Below are 15,723 nucleotides of genomic sequence, written 5' to 3' on the forward strand. Positions count from 1 at the left end.
CGCAAATAGGATTTTGAAAGGATTTTTGATATGACCGGATTTGGTTATTTGGCAAAAGAAGGTTTCAAAAATGTGTGGAACAACCGTATTATGAGTATCGCTTCTGTCTGCGTACTTATAAGCTGTCTTGTTCTCACAGGTGCGGCGGCACTTTTTTCATTGAATGTTGACAAGGTTGTTGAATCTGTCGGCAAGTCAAACGAAACCTCAGTTTATGTTAAAGACGGATATTCACAGCTTGAGGCTGTTTATGTAGGAAAAGAAATTGAAAAGCTTGACAATGTTGAGTCGGCAACCTTCCTTTCAAAGGAAGATGCAATAAAGCAGTATAAATCTACTCTCGGCGATGATCTCTTTGCAGAAATGCAGGGCAGAAACAAACTCCCTGATTCATTTATTGTTGTTATGAAGGATTTGTCAAAGTACGATGAAACTATTGCACAAATCACGAAAATTGACGGTGTTGAGAGTTTCAGCAGTCACCGTGAACTTGCCAAAAAGCTTACGGACATCAGCAATCTTGTCAATATGATTTGTATTGCGGTCGTTTGTGCGCTGACAATCATTTCAATCTTCATCATTGCCAACACAATTCGTGCGACAATGTATTCACGAAGATTTGAAATCAGCATTATGAAATCGGTTGGTGCAACGAACTCGTTTGTACGATGGCCGTTTCTTATTGAAGGTATGATAATCGGACTTATTTCCGCAATTGTTTCAACAGGCGCAATTGCAATCCTCTATGAGACTGCACAGGCTCTTGTTTATCAGATTGTTCCGATTGATTTTATCCCGATTAACAATGTCATCTGGATTACAGGCGGCTTGTTTGCAATTGCAGGTATTGTTATCGGCTTCTTCGGCAGCTTTATTTCAATCAGAAAATACCTTAAAATGGAAGGTAACGAAATACTCGGTTGGTAATCCCGACAGAAATCTTAAAGGAGGAGATTACAATGAACAAATTAAAAAGAATTTTATGTGCAATGCTCTGCGTATGCATGATTTCAATTCCAATGGCAATACCGACTACTGTTTCTGCTGAGGACAGCATCTCAGACCTTGAACAACAGCTTCAGCAGCTTGAACAGGAAAATCAGAAGTATCAGAAGATTCTTGATGATACAAAGTCTGACATCGCAGAAAAGGAAGAATACAAGAGCGCCCTTGTAAGCAAGGTTCAGGTTCTTGATGAAAAAATTGCAGTAACCCGTGAGAAAATTTCAAGCCTTAACGATGATATTAAGGAAAAGCAGGACGCTTATGACAAGGGACTTTCGGAAGTTGAGGATCAGTTTGACGCACTTGCAAACAGACTCAGAATTCTCTATATGTCAGGCAATGCAACCGACCTTGAAATCATTTTCGGTGCAAAGGATTTTTCTGACCTTATTGATAAGATGGAGCTTGTAAAGAGCCTTGCAAACAGCGACAAGGAGCTTATCAGCGAAATCCAGACAAAGCTGGACGAGCTCAGCACCAAGAAGGAATCCCTTGAGGCCGACAAGAAAGACCTTGAAACTCAGCAGGCGTCATTGAAGTCGGATCAGGACGAGTTTAATAAACTCATTTCCGATAATGACGAGATTCTTAAAAATCTTTACGCATCAAATTCCGAGGCGCAGAATTCCTTGGAAAGTGCGGCTTTGCAGAGTGATGAGATTGAAGCTAAAATCAGCCAGTACTATGCCGCTCAAAAGGCTGCTGCGGAACACGCTGCTCAGGCTTCACAGAGCTCAAGCTCAAGCAGTTCATCAAGCAGCTCTTCAAGCAGTTCATCAAGCGGCTCAAGCAGTTCGGGTTCATCAAGCTCAGGTTCATCATCTGTAATTGTTCCGTCGGGTTCGGGCTTTGCATGGCCGACACCGGGCTTTGTAAGCCTTTCATCTGAATGGTTTGAGGACAGAGAAGTTTATAACCACGGCGGAATTGATATTGCCGGCGCAGGCATCATGGGAACTCCTGTTGTTGCGGCTGCCGACGGTACTGTTGTTGCAACCAACAGCAGTTGTACACACAACTGGGGCAAGAGCTACAGCTGCGGCTGCGGCGGCGGTTATGGTAACTATGTAATGATCAGCCACGCGGGCGGTAAGATGACAGTTTACGGTCACCTTACAAGTCTTACAGTAAGTTCAGGTCAGTCTGTTTCTAGAGGACAGGTTATCGGCTATGTCGGTTCAACAGGTAACTCAACAGGACCTCACCTCCACTACGAATGCCGTCTTAACGGTGTAAGATACAACCCGATGTCTGAGTATCCGTACATGTGATAATTTCTTTGATACATACACAATTTGATAATTAATTTAAAAGCCTTCGCATATACTTAAATAAGTAAATATGCGGAGGTTTTTGTTTTGATTACTTCATTGAATGTTGTGTTTCCCGAAAAGTGCGGGAAAATAAGGGGATTTTTTAACAGGCTGAGAGGGGACAAGGTGTGCCTTGAAATCAAAAGGGCAAGGGGCGTAAGCGTAAAACAGCTTACATACATCTGTCGCAGACAAAAGGTCAATCTCAATAAAATTGACAGGGCAATCGGCAATCAGCGCACAAGACTTTTGTGTTGCGAAGAAATGACTTTTCCGAACGACAGCGGTTACAAGCGTTTTTACTCGCCGCTTTTTTCAGCAAGACTTTGTACCAATATGGCACTTTTTGCCCTCGGCAAATTTGATACTCCCGAAAGGCTGACGGTCGGAATTTATGATCCCGATGCTCAATGCACCGACCTTGTTTCATTTGTGTTGAAATATACTGGCAATGTCTGTATTATCACAGACAACGAAGATGTGTTCTATGATGAGCTGAATACCATTGCCGAAGAAACAGGTGCGTGTGCCGTTGTTACTCACCACCGTGAACAGCTTTCAAATTGTGACCTTGTCATTGCACCGTTTGAAATTGAAGAAAATCTGCCTGTAAGAAATGATGCGGTTATCCTCACAAACGGCAGACCTAAGGAAAATATAAAGGGCTTTGTGTATTTTCGCTATTGCTTTAAAATGCCGAACGGATTCGCACTTTTGCGGCCTGAGGGATTGTCGGAGGAATACTTCTGCTCAGCACTCTATACACTCGGTTCACAGTACGAACTCGGTTCAATTGTTCCCGATTTGTGCCGTAATGATACAGAGGCGCAGACAGTGAAATCTCTTTGCAGTTATCTTGCCCGTTTTGCTTGACAATCGGTGTGAAAAAAATTATAATAAATCTATATGCAGTTTTTTGCTGATATGAAAGAATTTTATACCGTATGCACGCTTGTGCAGGTGCGGTATTAACTGAAAGGAACGATATAAAATGGCAGCTAAACCAACAATGCTTACTGCGGAAGGTCTTAAAAATCTTGAAGAGGAACTTGCAGAATTACAAAATGTCAAGCGTAAAGAAATTGCAGAGAAAATCAAGGTAGCCCGTTCCTACGGCGACTTGTCCGAGAACAGTGAATATGATGACGCAAAGAACGAGCAGGCTATTATGGAGGCAAGAATCGCTACTATCGAGTCTATCCTCAAAACTGCTCAGATTATTGATGAGTCCGAAACATCTAACGATAAGGTACATCTCACTTCTGTTGTTACAATCGAAATGGTTGGCACAGACAGACAGATGACATACAAAATCGTTGGTTCGGGTTCTAACGAAACAAATCCCGCACAGGGCAAAATTTCAGACGAATCACCTGTGGGCAAGGCTCTCATGGACAGATGTGTCGGTGATGTTGTTGAGGTTGAAACTCCCGGCGGTGTAAAGACATTTAAGATTCTTGAAATCTCAAAGTAATTTGTTTATCTATTGAATTTTTGCTGACGGATTCTGCTTTTGCAATCCGTCAGATTTATTGATGTTGAAAAGAGAGGAATGATTGGAAATGAGTCAGAAGCCACAGCAGACCGGCACAAGCGATGTTATCAAGGTCAGATACGAAAAGCTTAACGCCCTCAAAGAAGCAGGCAGAGATCCGTTTGTAATTACAACAAGTGCCCGTGATGTTCTCACGGAAACAATTAAAAACAATTTTGAAGAGTACGAAAACAAAGATGTATGCGTTGCAGGCCGTTTGCTTTCAAAAAGAGGCAAGGGCAAGGTTTCGTTTATGGACCTTTGGGATCGTTCGGGCAAAATCCAGATTTTTGCAAAATTTGACGATCTCGGTGAAGAAGAATACGGTTTCCTTAAAAAGTGGGATATCGGTGATATCGTTGAAGTAAAGGGCTTTGTTTTCAAAACGCAAATGGGCGAAATTTCTGTTCATGCAAAAGAGGTTAAGCTCCTTTCCAAATCACTCAAACCCCTCCCCGAAAAGTATCACGGTCTTACAAATACAGACCTTCGTTACCGTCAGCGTTATGTTGACCTTATTATGAATCCCGAGGTAAAGGATACCTTTGTAAAGCGTTCAAAAATTATCGGCAGTATCCGCCGCTACCTTGACAATCAGGGCTTTATGGAGGTTGAAACTCCAATGCTCGTTGCAAACGCAGGCGGTGCGTCGGCTCGTCCGTTCCTTACTCACTTCAACGCTCTTGACGAGGATTTAAAGCTCAGAATTTCTCTTGAACTTTACCTCAAAAGACTTATCGTAGGCGGACTTGAAAAGGTTTACGAAATCGGCAGAGTATTCCGTAACGAGGGTGTTGACACCCGTCATAACCCAGAGTTTACTCTTATGGAACTTTATCAGGCATATACCGACTACAACGGTATGATGGATCTTACCGAAAACCTCTATCGCCATGTTGCACAGGAGGTTCTCGGCACAACAACAATCACATACAACGGCATTGAAATGGATCTTGGCAAGCCGTTTGAGAGAATTACAATGCTTGACGCTGTTAAAAAGTATTCAGGTGTTGATTTCAACGAAATTCATTCTGACGAAGAGGCTAAGGCAGTTGCTAAGGAAAAGGGTGTTGAGTTTGAAGAACGCCACAAGAAGGGCGACATCCTCAACCTTTTCTTTGAAGAATTTGCAGAAGAGCATATGATTCAGCCTACTTTTGTTATGGATCATCCGATTGAAATTTCTCCGCTTACAAAGAAGAAACCCGAAAATCCTGATTATGTTGAGAGGTTTGAGTTCTTTATGAACGGCTGGGAAATGGCTAATGCATATTCAGAGCTTAACGATCCGATTGACCAGAGAGAGCGTTTTAAGGCTCAGGAGGCACTTCTCGCACAGGGCGATGATGAGGCTAACACAACCGATGAGGATTTCCTCAACGCACTTGAAATCGGTATGCCTCCGACAGGCGGTATCGGCTTTGGTATCGACAGAATGTGTATGCTCCTCACAGATTCAGCCGCAATCCGTGATGTTCTCCTCTTCCCGACAATGAAGACCCTCGGTGGTGTAAAATCCGAAAATGGTGTAAAGGATAAAGAAGTTTCTACACCAAATTCAGAGCCTGAAAAGATTGATTTCTCTAAGGTAAAGATTGAGCCTTTGTTTGAAGAAGATGTTGATTTTGATACATTCTCAAAGTCTGATTTCAGAGCCGTTAAGGTTAAAGAGTGCGTAGCAGTACCGAAATCAAAGAAGCTGTTGCAGTTTACTCTTGATGACGGAACAGGCACAGATAGAACCATTTTAAGCGGTATTCACGCATATTATGAGCCGGAAGAACTTGTCGGTAAGACACTTATTGCAATCACAAATCTTCCTCCGAGAGCAATGATGGGCATTGACTCTTGCGGTATGCTTCTGAGTGCAGTACACGAAGAAGAAGGCGAAGAAAAGCTCCATCTGCTTATGGTAGATGACCATATTCCGGCAGGTGCAAAGCTCTACTAAGAAGTACCGTTTTACCCTAAAAAACGGGATGTACTTCATTTGTGAAAAAGCTCTGAAAATACACAAATACACCAAATTTACACCAAATGGTGCTTGAAACGGTGCAGAGTCTTAAAAATCGCATAATTTTCAAAATATATGGGCAGTCCCAATCGGGATTGCCCATTTTCAAAAGTATGATAAAAGTCTAAAATGAAATTTAACAGAGTGGCTAATTATGAAGATTTGGGAAATCAAAGAAAATAAAAAACAATTCCTTTCATTACTGCTATTGGCAGATGAACAGGAAAATATGATAGACCGCTATCTTGAAAGAGGCACTATGTATGTGCTTAATGATAACGGTGTGAAAGCTGAATGTGTTGTTACGGATGAGGGCAACGGTATTCTTGAAATAAAGAATATTGCGACCGTTCCAGAATATCAAGGTAAAGGCTATGCCAAAGCCTTGATAGATTTTATTGTTAAAGAGTATGCCGACAATTATTCCGTTTTACAGGTCGGAACCGGCGATAGTCCTTTGACAGTTCCATTCTATGAAAAGTGCGGTTTTGTTCGTTCTTATATCATACCGAACTTTTTTACAGATTATTATGACCACCCAATATTTGAATGTGGCGTCAGGTTGGTGGATATGGTGATTTTTCAAAGAAACCTATAAACTAATGCATTCAAGCCCTTTGAGAGAGGAGAAATCTTTTCTCAAAGGGCTTTTTCTATTTATACAGATATTCGCAAACTACAAGTAAAAGCCAAAACCTCATATACTCTAATCACAGAGGAAGTGGAGGTTTTGATATGAGTAACCGTTTATCGGCAGTACATCCCGAATTAGTTGCCGAGTGGTCGGATAGGAATTTACCGCTGACACCGGACAGCATAACTTTCGGCTCGAATAAGAAAGTATGGTGGAAAGGTGCTTGCGGTCACGAGTGGGAAACAAGCGTAAAGGCTCGTTCCAACGGCGAGAAATGCCCGATATGTTCAGGTGCAAGAGTAGTCACTGGCATTAATGATTTAAGTACATTGAAGCCGGAATTGGCTTCTGAATGGTCTGAGAAAAATAAAATCAAACCGACAGAGGTATCTATTGGTTCACACAAGAAAGTGATATGGAAATGTAAATTGGGACACAAATGGATAGCCACTGTAAAAAGCAGAACCATCAACAAAACAGGCTGTCCGTATTGCTCTCATAATAAAGTGCTTGTCGGATTTAATGACCTTGCAACCCTGTTCCCGGAAGTTGCAGACGAATGGTCTGATAGAAACGAAAATAGCCCAACAGAAGTTATGGCGTTTACAAACAGCAAGGCTTGGTGGAAGTGCAGAACCTGCGGTTATGAATGGAATACTCTTATCGCTACACGCTCAGACGGCAGTAAATGTCCCTGTTGCAGTGGCTATACATTTATAAAAGGCAAGAATGACCTAAAAAGTACACACCCACAGATAGTCAAAGAATGGTCAGAGAAAAACTATCCTCTGCAACCGGATGAAGTCAATGCAAAGTCGAGGAAAAATGTATGGTGGCATTGCAGAAAATGTGGAAACGAGTGGAAATCAGTTATCAATGCCCGTGTGAAAGGAACAGTTTGCCCTGTCTGTGCAGAGCGAGAAGTGCTTGCCGGATACAATGACCTTGCAACGACAGATAAGCAGGTTTTAGAAGAATGGGATTATGAATTAAATAAGTTGAAGCCCACAGAAGTTTCAAGAAATTCGGCAAAGAGAGCGTGGTGGAAATGCAGATACGGTCATTCTTGGAGTATGAAGATAAACGAGCGTACTGTTCTCAATAAAGGATGCAGAATATGTGAGCAGGAGTATCTGTCATTGTTCCCGGCTCTTGCAATCAGTTATTATGCCAATTTGAAAGGATTGAAAGTTGAACTTGGCTCTGATAGGTTATTCGGCATTCCACTTGATGTATATATTCCACTGGAGCAGGTTGCCATTCAAGTGAATACGGACTCGGAGAAGATAGATATACTAAAGGAACATCTCTGTAAACAACGTGGAATCAAACTCATTAAGTTGCCGATGAAGCCAAACGAAGTGGAACCCGAATATGCCCAGCGTATCAAAGCGGCATTTCAGAGCGCACATATATTTATATCTTCCGATACAGAAGAAGATGTTAAGATAATCAGGAAAATGTTTAAGAACTGGAGGAACAGCCGATGAGAGAAAAGAAATATCACATTTACCTAACCGATGATGAGCAAAGCAGAGTGATACAGTCGCTTATCAATCTGAAAAATAACCTCATAGTACAAGGAAGATACACCGACGCAGTGGATGAAGTTCTTCTGAAAGTGCTGTCCGCAAAGAAAAAGAAACTGAAAATCAAATAATTTCAAGCATTTATGCCGTCTGTTTTTTAACCGAAACAGGCGGCTTTTTTTGTTGTCAAAAATTTTTTGAAATTTTTTTCGGAAAAGCAGCGATTTTGGGTGTCCAAAATGAAGCCTTTTGTGCAATGAGTGAAGGGGTTAATTCCTGATGATGAAAACGGAAGCCTTTTCACTTGTTCTTTGACAACTGAATACACAGGTCGTTAAGACTTTAATTCTGATGATAGCCACTTTAGTGGGTACGCCGAAACTTCTGAAAATTTCAGAACAGCGAGAACTCCTGCTATGAGTATCGGATTGCAACCGATATGGCGATGACAGTCAGAAAGATAATGATACTTCTCTACGGAGCTGGCGGAGTACCCGGCAGAGGTTAGATTCCTATGATACAGATAAGCAACCTGTTCCTTAACGACTTCCCGAAAGCGATATGCTTGGCAAGGGATATTGAGAATAAATATTGCCACGACCGTTTAGGAAATGAAACGGTCAAGTACATAGCCGTTTCTATTGGCTATGAATAACTTGAAAGGAGGACGCAAGAGGTGTCAAACTGCAAAACGATTGCCATATGCAATCAAAAAGGCGGAGTCGGAAAGACAACGACAACGGTTAATCTTGGTGTTGGTCTTGCAATGCAGGGTAAGAAAGTGTTGCTCATAGACGCAGACCCGCAGGGAGATTTAACTACTTGTCTCGGTTGGAGAGATACGGATAACTTGGGTATCACGCTTGCAACGAAACTTACAGATGTGATTAGTGAAACGATGAATGACCCGACAGACGGTATCCTGCATCACGAGGAAGGCGTTGACCTTTTGCCGGCGAACCTTGAACTTTCGGCGATGGAATATAACCTAATGAACGCTATGAGCAGAGAAACCACTTTGAGAAATTATTTAAGTCAGGTCAAAGACAGATATGAGTTTGTTCTGATTGACTGTATGCCCTCACTAAGTATGGTAACACTCAATGCTCTATCTGCGGCAGACAGCGTGATTATTCCGGTGCAGGCACAGTATTTGCCAGCTAAGGGTATGACCCAGCTTGTGCAGACCATTTCAAAAGTCAAGAAGTATATCAATCAGGATATTAAGATAGACGGTATGCTTCTCACTTTGGTGGATAACCGCACAAACCTTGCCAAAAGTACGGTGGAAGCGTTGCGGGAGAATTTCGGAAATCAGATTAAGCTGTATCGCACATCTATTCCGATTGCTGTAAAAGCCGCAGAAACTTCTTCCAAAGGAAAGAGCATTTTTGCTTATGAGCCAAACAGTACGGTGTCAAAGGCATACACCGAATTTACGAAGGAGGTGTTAGCCGATGGCAGGAAGAAAGAGCGACTTCACTCTCACGAGGCTCGATGACTTGTTTTCAACACAGGAGCAGAGAGATGAGGAAAAACTTTCAAAAATCCGAGATATTCCGTTAGAGCTGATTGACGATTTCCCAGACCATCCATTCAAGGTCAGGGACGATGAAGATATGCAGCAGCTTGTAGAGAGTATCAAGGAGCGTGGAGTTATTACTCCGGCAACAGTAAGGCAGAAAGAGGACGGCAGATACGAACTCATTTCGGGACACAGACGAAAGCGAGCCTGTGAGCTTGCTGGGTTTGATACGCTCCGTTGTGAGGTTGTTGACCTTAATCGAGATGAAGCCACAATTCTAATGGTGGAAAGTAATTTCCAAAGGTCGCAGATACTTCCCTCTGAAAAAGCCTATGCCTACAAAATGCGTTTGGACGCAATGAACAGACAAGGACAAAGAACAGATTTGACTTCGACACCACTGGTGTCAAAGTCAAGAACCAATGAAGAATTAGGAAATCAGGTTGGCGAAAGTCGAGAACAGATACGCCGATATGTCCGCCTGACAAATCTTGTTCCCGAACTTCTTGAATTTGTTGATGAGGGGCGAATTAAAATGCGACCGGCGGTTGAATTGTCGTATCTTGACGAAGATTGTCAGCGTGATGTTGTTGATGAGATTGATATGAACGACGCAACTCCCTCTCACGACCAGACTATCCGTATGCGTAAGTTTTTCGATGAGGGCAAACTCACAACTGAAGCTATCCAAGCCATCATGTCGGAGGAAAAGCCAAACCAGAAAGAGAAGATTGTGTTAAGGGGAGACAGAGTGCGACAACTCATCCCGAAGAATATCCCAATCAGCCAAACGGAGGACTTCGTGTGCAAGGCATTGGAGCATTACAACAAGTATCTCAGGCAACGGGCAGACCGTGACAGCAGATAGCCGATTTTGTTACTCCCCCTTCTCACACTCTACCCCCCTAATACCTACTGTTTACCTGCTGAAAATATATATTCTATCTCACTTGAATATAACTATCTCTCATAACTTATAGCTGTCTAATAAAGGGTTCGCACATTTGAAGTGCAAATAAAATGTCTGATACGATAAAAAGTTTGGATATTCGCACCTTTGCTGTTTTTCGCCCGATTGATTACGATTAAGGCGAAAGGAGCGATAGCTTATGAAAAAGAAATGGATGGTTTGTATGATTGCCTGCTTGATGATTTTGATTGCCGGATGTAACGGTAACACAGCCAAAGAAACCGCACGAAATGACACGGATAAAAGTATTTCTTCTACGGCTGGTAATACCAAAACAACGACCGGAACAGAAAAAGCAGATGATACAAGTGATGTTCCCGAGACGGAGCAACCGGTATCAAGTGAAGCAGCAACAGAGCCGAATCAGCAGGAAAAGTCGTATGTTTCTTCTACGGCAGATAGTAGGGCGGAAACTGCAAAAAGCTATGAATCTGTTCAGGTAACGAAAAAGCCTGACAGTATTCAAGAACAGGAACAGCCACAGCAACAACCGCAGTCAAAGCCGGAAACACCGACGGTTAAGGAAGAAGTGAAAACCACAAAGCCAAAACCGACAGAAGAAGTAAAGCCGAGTTTTGATGTTAATTCCTATGTCAATTACGCCAAGAATTATGCTCAAAGTATCGGTTTGGAGTTGGACAGTACCGCTACGGATTGTTGGGATAATCCTATCACTGCCAATGCCAAACGCACAGGCATTAAGGATGACATTCAAAGCAGGCTGAACAGATACAAAAATGTAGAAGGATTTACCGCAGTATGGGTATGGACAGAAAAGGTATCCGATACGGAATATGAAATCTATATCGGCTACTGCTAAAAAACAAAATAAAATACAGTATCGGACGCACTGAGATAATCGGTGCGTTCTTTCATTTTAAGGAGGAAACTTAGATGGTAAAGACGAAAATCAAGAGAGCCGTATCGTTTGTTATGGCGACGGTTCTCAGTCTCAGTGCATTTATGAGTATTGGGACAAGCACAGCGTTTGCTGCAAGCGGAGAGAAAACCAAAGTGTATATGGTTGATTTCCCTCGTGACGGCGACGCAAATTATGACGGTGTGTGGGGACACAGTAACCTTACTTTGAAGAACGGTTGGCATACCGGCAGTTCCACCCACACCAACTTAAAGGCAATTGGTTCATATTCCGGTAATATTGCCTATTGTATCGAGCCGGGTGTTTCACTCAGCTCCGGTCAGAGTATGAACAAATATGCTGAAAATTATTTCAACAATATCACAGCAAACGGTGTTATCTCCGGCGATGAAATCAGACTTTTTATCGGTCGTATCTTGCAGTACGGTTATCGAGGTACGATTTCAACAAGTTGGAGGTCGCAGAACGAAAGTGCTGCAAACAGTATTGCTCACGCTTATGCAACGCAGCTTCTTATTTGGGAAACAGTCGTAGGCGAGCGTGACGCAAACTTTAATCACAAAGCATCCAGTGGTTGCAGTAATGTGAAAGATGTTATCAGTGCCAAACATCCGCTTCGCAGTAAGATTATGAGTTACTATAACAGTATGGTCAGCAGTGTGCAGAAACATACGGTTGTGCCGAGCTTCTGCACTAAATCAAGCGGCTCAGCGAAAGTAAATGAGCTTGAATGGAACGGAAGTAAATATGTTGCAACCCTTACGGACTCCAACGGTGTACTCTCTAATTACGATTTCAAGGCGAGTATCAGTGGTGTAACATTCTCCACAAGTGGAAATAAACTTACGGTGTCAATGGATAAAGCACCGAGTAAGGAATTTACCATTACCGCAAGTAAGAAAAACGGTGTCCGCAGAGGTGTTGTCGTATGGTCTGAGGGTAAGCACAGTCAAAATTCAAGCGTGCAGGATGTTGTTACTTACGCACAGGAAGTCAGCGACCCTGTAAGCGGATATGTGAAGATGAAAGTCAGCTATGGTTCTTGTCAGATTGTGAAAACATCAGAGGACGGAAAGGTTGATGGTATCAATTTCACTATTTCAGGCAACGGAGTAAATCAGACAGTTACCACAGCAAACGGCGGTAAGTTCCAGATTGATAACCTTATGCCGGGTGTATATACCGTTACGGAGCAGTCCATTGACAAATATGTTCCGCAGGAGGTTCTCAGAGTGACCGTTGTTGCCGGTCAGGTGGCAACCGTAAACTTTAACAATGTTCTCAAAAGAGGTAATCTTCAGGTCATTAAATCCTCAGAAGATAATCTTGTAGAGGGTGTGAAATTCCACCTTTACGGTACTTCCCTTGCAGGTATTGCCGTTGATGAATATGCAGTTACCGATAAAAACGGTGTTGCAACATTCAAAGATGTTCTTATCAGTGGAAGTACACCATATACGCTCGAAGAAGTGGACACAGCAATCCGCTATGTCGTTCCCGAAAAACAGACTGCACCGATTCAGTGGAAAGAGGTTACAAACCGTGATTTCACAAATATCTTGAAGAAGTTCAGCGTAACCGTAACAAAGAGCGACCGAGAAGAAGGCACTGCTCAGGGCGACGCTAAACTTTCCGGTGCTGTTTACGGAATTTATAAAGGCGACACACTTGTGGATAAGTATGTAACCGACAGCGACGGACAGTTCACAACTAAGGAATATGTCTGCGACAGCGACTGGACAATCAGAGAAATCACACCGAGCGAGGGTTACCTCCTTGATAAGACAATCCACAAGGTAGGTGCAGAGCCAAAACTCTTTACGATTGAACACAATCTTGTGGCAAACGACGTGACAGAGCAGGTTATGAAAGGCAATATCGCTATCATCAAACATACCGATGATGGGGAAACAAAGATAGAGACACCGGAAAACGGTGCTGAATTTGAAGTGTATCTGAAATCTTCCGGCTCATTTGAAAAAGCTGACAAAGATGAAAGAGATACCATTGTTTGCGATGAAAACGGATTTGCTCAGACAAAGAATATGCCATACGGCGTATATACCGTTCATCAGACGAAAGGCTGGGAAGGTCGTGAGCTTATGAAAGACTTTGATGTTTTCATTTCTCAGGACGGACAGACCTACCGTTATCTCATCAACAACGCAAACTTTGAGTCATATATCAAGGTCGTAAAGAAAGATGCTGAAACAGGCAAAACAATCCCGTATGCAGGTGCAGGTTTCCAGATTTATGACCCTGACGGTAACAAGGTAAGTATGACATTTACTTATCCGACACCGACAACCATTGACACATTCTATACTGATGCAGACGGTCAGCTTGTTACACCTGAAAAATTGGACTATGGCAAGGGATATTCACTTGTGGAGGTTCAGGCTCCGTATGGATATGTACTCGACAGCACACCTGTTTCCTTTGATGTAACAGAAGAAAATTCCACACAGGAAGGCGGTATCACATTGATTAAGGTGGATAAGCCGAATATGGCACAGAAAGGTACGATTTCCGTTGAGAAAACCGGCGAAGTATTCTTTGGTGTAAATGTATCCGGCGAGGAAGATGAAGATGTGATTTATCAGCCGGTATATAAGGTCAAAGGACTTGCAGGGGCGGTTTATGAAATCACAGCCGATGAAGATGTTATCACACCGGACGGTACACTTCGTTATCACAAGGGCGATGTAGTAGATACCGTAACGACCGATGAGGACGGAACAGCCAAGAGCAAGGAACTCTATCTCGGTAAATATACAGTAGTTGAAACCAAAGCACCGACAGGTATGGTCATCAACAAAGAAAAGCATTCGGTAGAACTCACTTATGCAGGTCAGGATGTAGCGGTAACAGAAACCGCAACCAGCTTCGTAAACGAGCGACAGAAAGTGAAAATTTCTCTTGAAAAAATCTTAGAGCAGGACGAAACCTTTGGTATCGGCAAGAATGATGAAATCAAAAACATCAGTTTCGGACTCTATGCAAAAGAAGATGTTGTATCTTCAAGCGGCACAGTTATTCCGGCTGACGGATTGATTGAGATTATCACGCTTGATGAAAACGGAGCAGCGACTGCAAATACAGACCTTCCATTTGGCAGCTACTATGTCAAGGAAATTGCCACAGATGAGCATTATATCCTCTCTGATACACAGTATCCGTTCACATTCGAGTATGCCGGTCAGAATACCGAAACGGTTGAAATCAAAGTAAATGATGGTAAGCCGATTGAGAATAAACTCATCTACGGTTCTGTATCTGGTAAGAAGATTGACGAGAACGGAGAAGCACTGGGCGGTGCTTTAATCGGTATCTTCAAAGCAGATGAAACCGAATTTACAAAAGAACACGCTATTATGACTGCCACATCTGAAAAGGACGGCAGTTTTTCTTTTGCAAAAGTTCCTTATGGACAGTGGATTATAAGAGAAATCGAAGCTCCAGAAGGATTTGTGCTTGATGATACTTCTTACAAAGTAAACATCGGGGAGAATGAGCAGGTCATCGAAGTGGAAATTACCGACGAGTATATTCACGGTAATATTGAACTTACCAAAGTGGACGCTGATTATCTGGATAACAAACTGACAGGTGCAACTTTTGAAGTATATAAGGATGTTAATGGCGACGGTAAACTGGACGATGGCGATGAACTTATCGGAAATCTTGAAGAAACCGCAACCGGTATCTATGAGATGAAAGAACTTCTCTACGGTAAATATCTTGTACGAGAAACCAAAGCACCGGAGGGCTTTGTGCTTGATAAGGGCGTTTACTCCGTATTCATTGAAAAAGATGAAACTACCTACAAGGTAGAAAACAAATCAGGAGTCGGCTTTATCAACGAAGCAATGAAAGGAAACCTGAAAATTAAAAAGACATCTTCCGACGGTAAGGTGGAAGGCTTCACTTTCAGAGTAACAGGTGTCAACGGTTATGATAGCACCTTTACAACCGATAAGAATGGCGAAATCTCCGTAGATGGACTTCGTATCGGCGAATACACAGTGTCTGAGGTCAACGACAATGTATCTGCCGGATATGTTTTACCTGCCGATAAGAAAGTGACCGTAAAGGTTGGCGAAACGGTAGAAATCGAGATGCATAACGAACTTCGTGATACACCGAAAACCGGCGATGACAGAAAGACCAGTCTTTGGGTAGCACTTGCAGGTGCTTCTGCACTCGGTATCGTTGCAACGGTTGTTGCTTCCAAGAGAAAGAAGAAAAAGGAGGGCAATGAATAATGGACGCAAAGACAATCGTAGCAGTTGTTTTGGTCGCCTTTATTATCGGCGGCT

12 protein-coding genes are annotated in these 15,723 nt (G+C 42.6%); all 12 read left to right on the plus strand.

Annotation, left to right across the window (positions count from 1 at the left end; translation table 11 throughout):
• The first annotated feature begins 48 nt into the window (after positions 1-48).
• The 12 genes from ftsX to AC2HW8_RS06050 all read left to right on the plus strand — a co-directional run bounded on the left by ftsX (position 49) and on the right by AC2HW8_RS06050 (position 15,669).
• Complete coding sequence (ftsX, locus tag AC2HW8_RS05995; protein ID WP_303786652.1) at positions 49-927, plus strand: permease-like cell division protein FtsX; 879 nt, start codon at positions 49-51, stop codon at positions 925-927.
• Positions 928-959: 32 nt separating this feature from the next.
• A complete protein-coding gene (locus tag AC2HW8_RS06000; protein ID WP_484327283.1) occupies positions 960-2,276 on the plus strand; it encodes a murein hydrolase activator EnvC family protein in 1,317 nt (438 codons plus the stop codon).
• 87 nt (positions 2,277-2,363) lie between these two features.
• Entirely contained in the window at positions 2,364-3,191 is an 828-nt protein-coding gene (locus tag AC2HW8_RS06005) for a hypothetical protein (RefSeq protein ID WP_155130654.1), read from the plus strand.
• Between the two features lie 118 nt (positions 3,192-3,309).
• Complete coding sequence (gene greA / locus AC2HW8_RS06010; RefSeq protein WP_021882669.1) at positions 3,310-3,792, plus strand: transcription elongation factor GreA; 483 nt, start codon at positions 3,310-3,312, stop codon at positions 3,790-3,792.
• Between the two features lie 88 nt (positions 3,793-3,880).
• Positions 3,881-5,803 carry a lysine--tRNA ligase gene (gene lysS / locus AC2HW8_RS06015; protein ID WP_484327284.1) on the plus strand — a complete coding sequence of 641 codons (1,923 nt, stop codon included), beginning with the start codon at positions 3,881-3,883 and terminating at the stop codon, positions 5,801-5,803.
• A 217-nt stretch (positions 5,804-6,020) separates the two neighbouring features.
• Entirely contained in the window at positions 6,021-6,464 is a 444-nt protein-coding gene (locus AC2HW8_RS06020; RefSeq protein WP_307769590.1) for a GNAT family N-acetyltransferase, read from the plus strand.
• 137 nt (positions 6,465-6,601) lie between these two features.
• Positions 6,602-7,990, plus strand: a complete 1,389-nt coding sequence (locus tag AC2HW8_RS06025; protein ID WP_484327285.1) for a zinc-ribbon domain-containing protein — start codon at positions 6,602-6,604, stop codon at positions 7,988-7,990.
• The gene (locus tag AC2HW8_RS06030; RefSeq protein WP_004611713.1) at positions 7,987-8,160 is read left to right on the plus strand and encodes a hypothetical protein; all 174 of its coding nucleotides are present in this window, start codon (positions 7,987-7,989) and stop codon (positions 8,158-8,160) included. Before AC2HW8_RS06025 ends, AC2HW8_RS06030 begins: the two co-directional genes overlap by 4 nt.
• A 545-nt stretch (positions 8,161-8,705) precedes the next feature.
• Positions 8,706-9,530 (plus strand): ParA family protein, encoded by an 825-nt coding sequence (locus AC2HW8_RS06035; RefSeq protein WP_002587791.1) that lies wholly within the window; start codon positions 8,706-8,708, stop codon positions 9,528-9,530.
• Entirely contained in the window at positions 9,487-10,422 is a 936-nt protein-coding gene (locus AC2HW8_RS06040; RefSeq protein ID WP_418540827.1) for a ParB/RepB/Spo0J family partition protein, read from the plus strand. Before AC2HW8_RS06035 ends, AC2HW8_RS06040 begins: the two co-directional genes overlap by 44 nt.
• Positions 10,423-10,663: 241 nt before the next feature.
• Positions 10,664-11,344, plus strand: coding sequence for a hypothetical protein (locus AC2HW8_RS06045; protein WP_484327286.1), 681 nt, complete (start codon positions 10,664-10,666; stop codon positions 11,342-11,344).
• Between the two features lie 74 nt (positions 11,345-11,418).
• The gene (locus tag AC2HW8_RS06050) at positions 11,419-15,669 is read left to right on the plus strand and encodes a SpaA isopeptide-forming pilin-related protein (RefSeq protein ID WP_484327287.1); all 4,251 of its coding nucleotides are present in this window, start codon (positions 11,419-11,421) and stop codon (positions 15,667-15,669) included.
• Positions 15,670-15,723 lie beyond the last annotated feature (54 nt).

Source organism: Ruminococcoides sp., assembly GCF_057037865.1.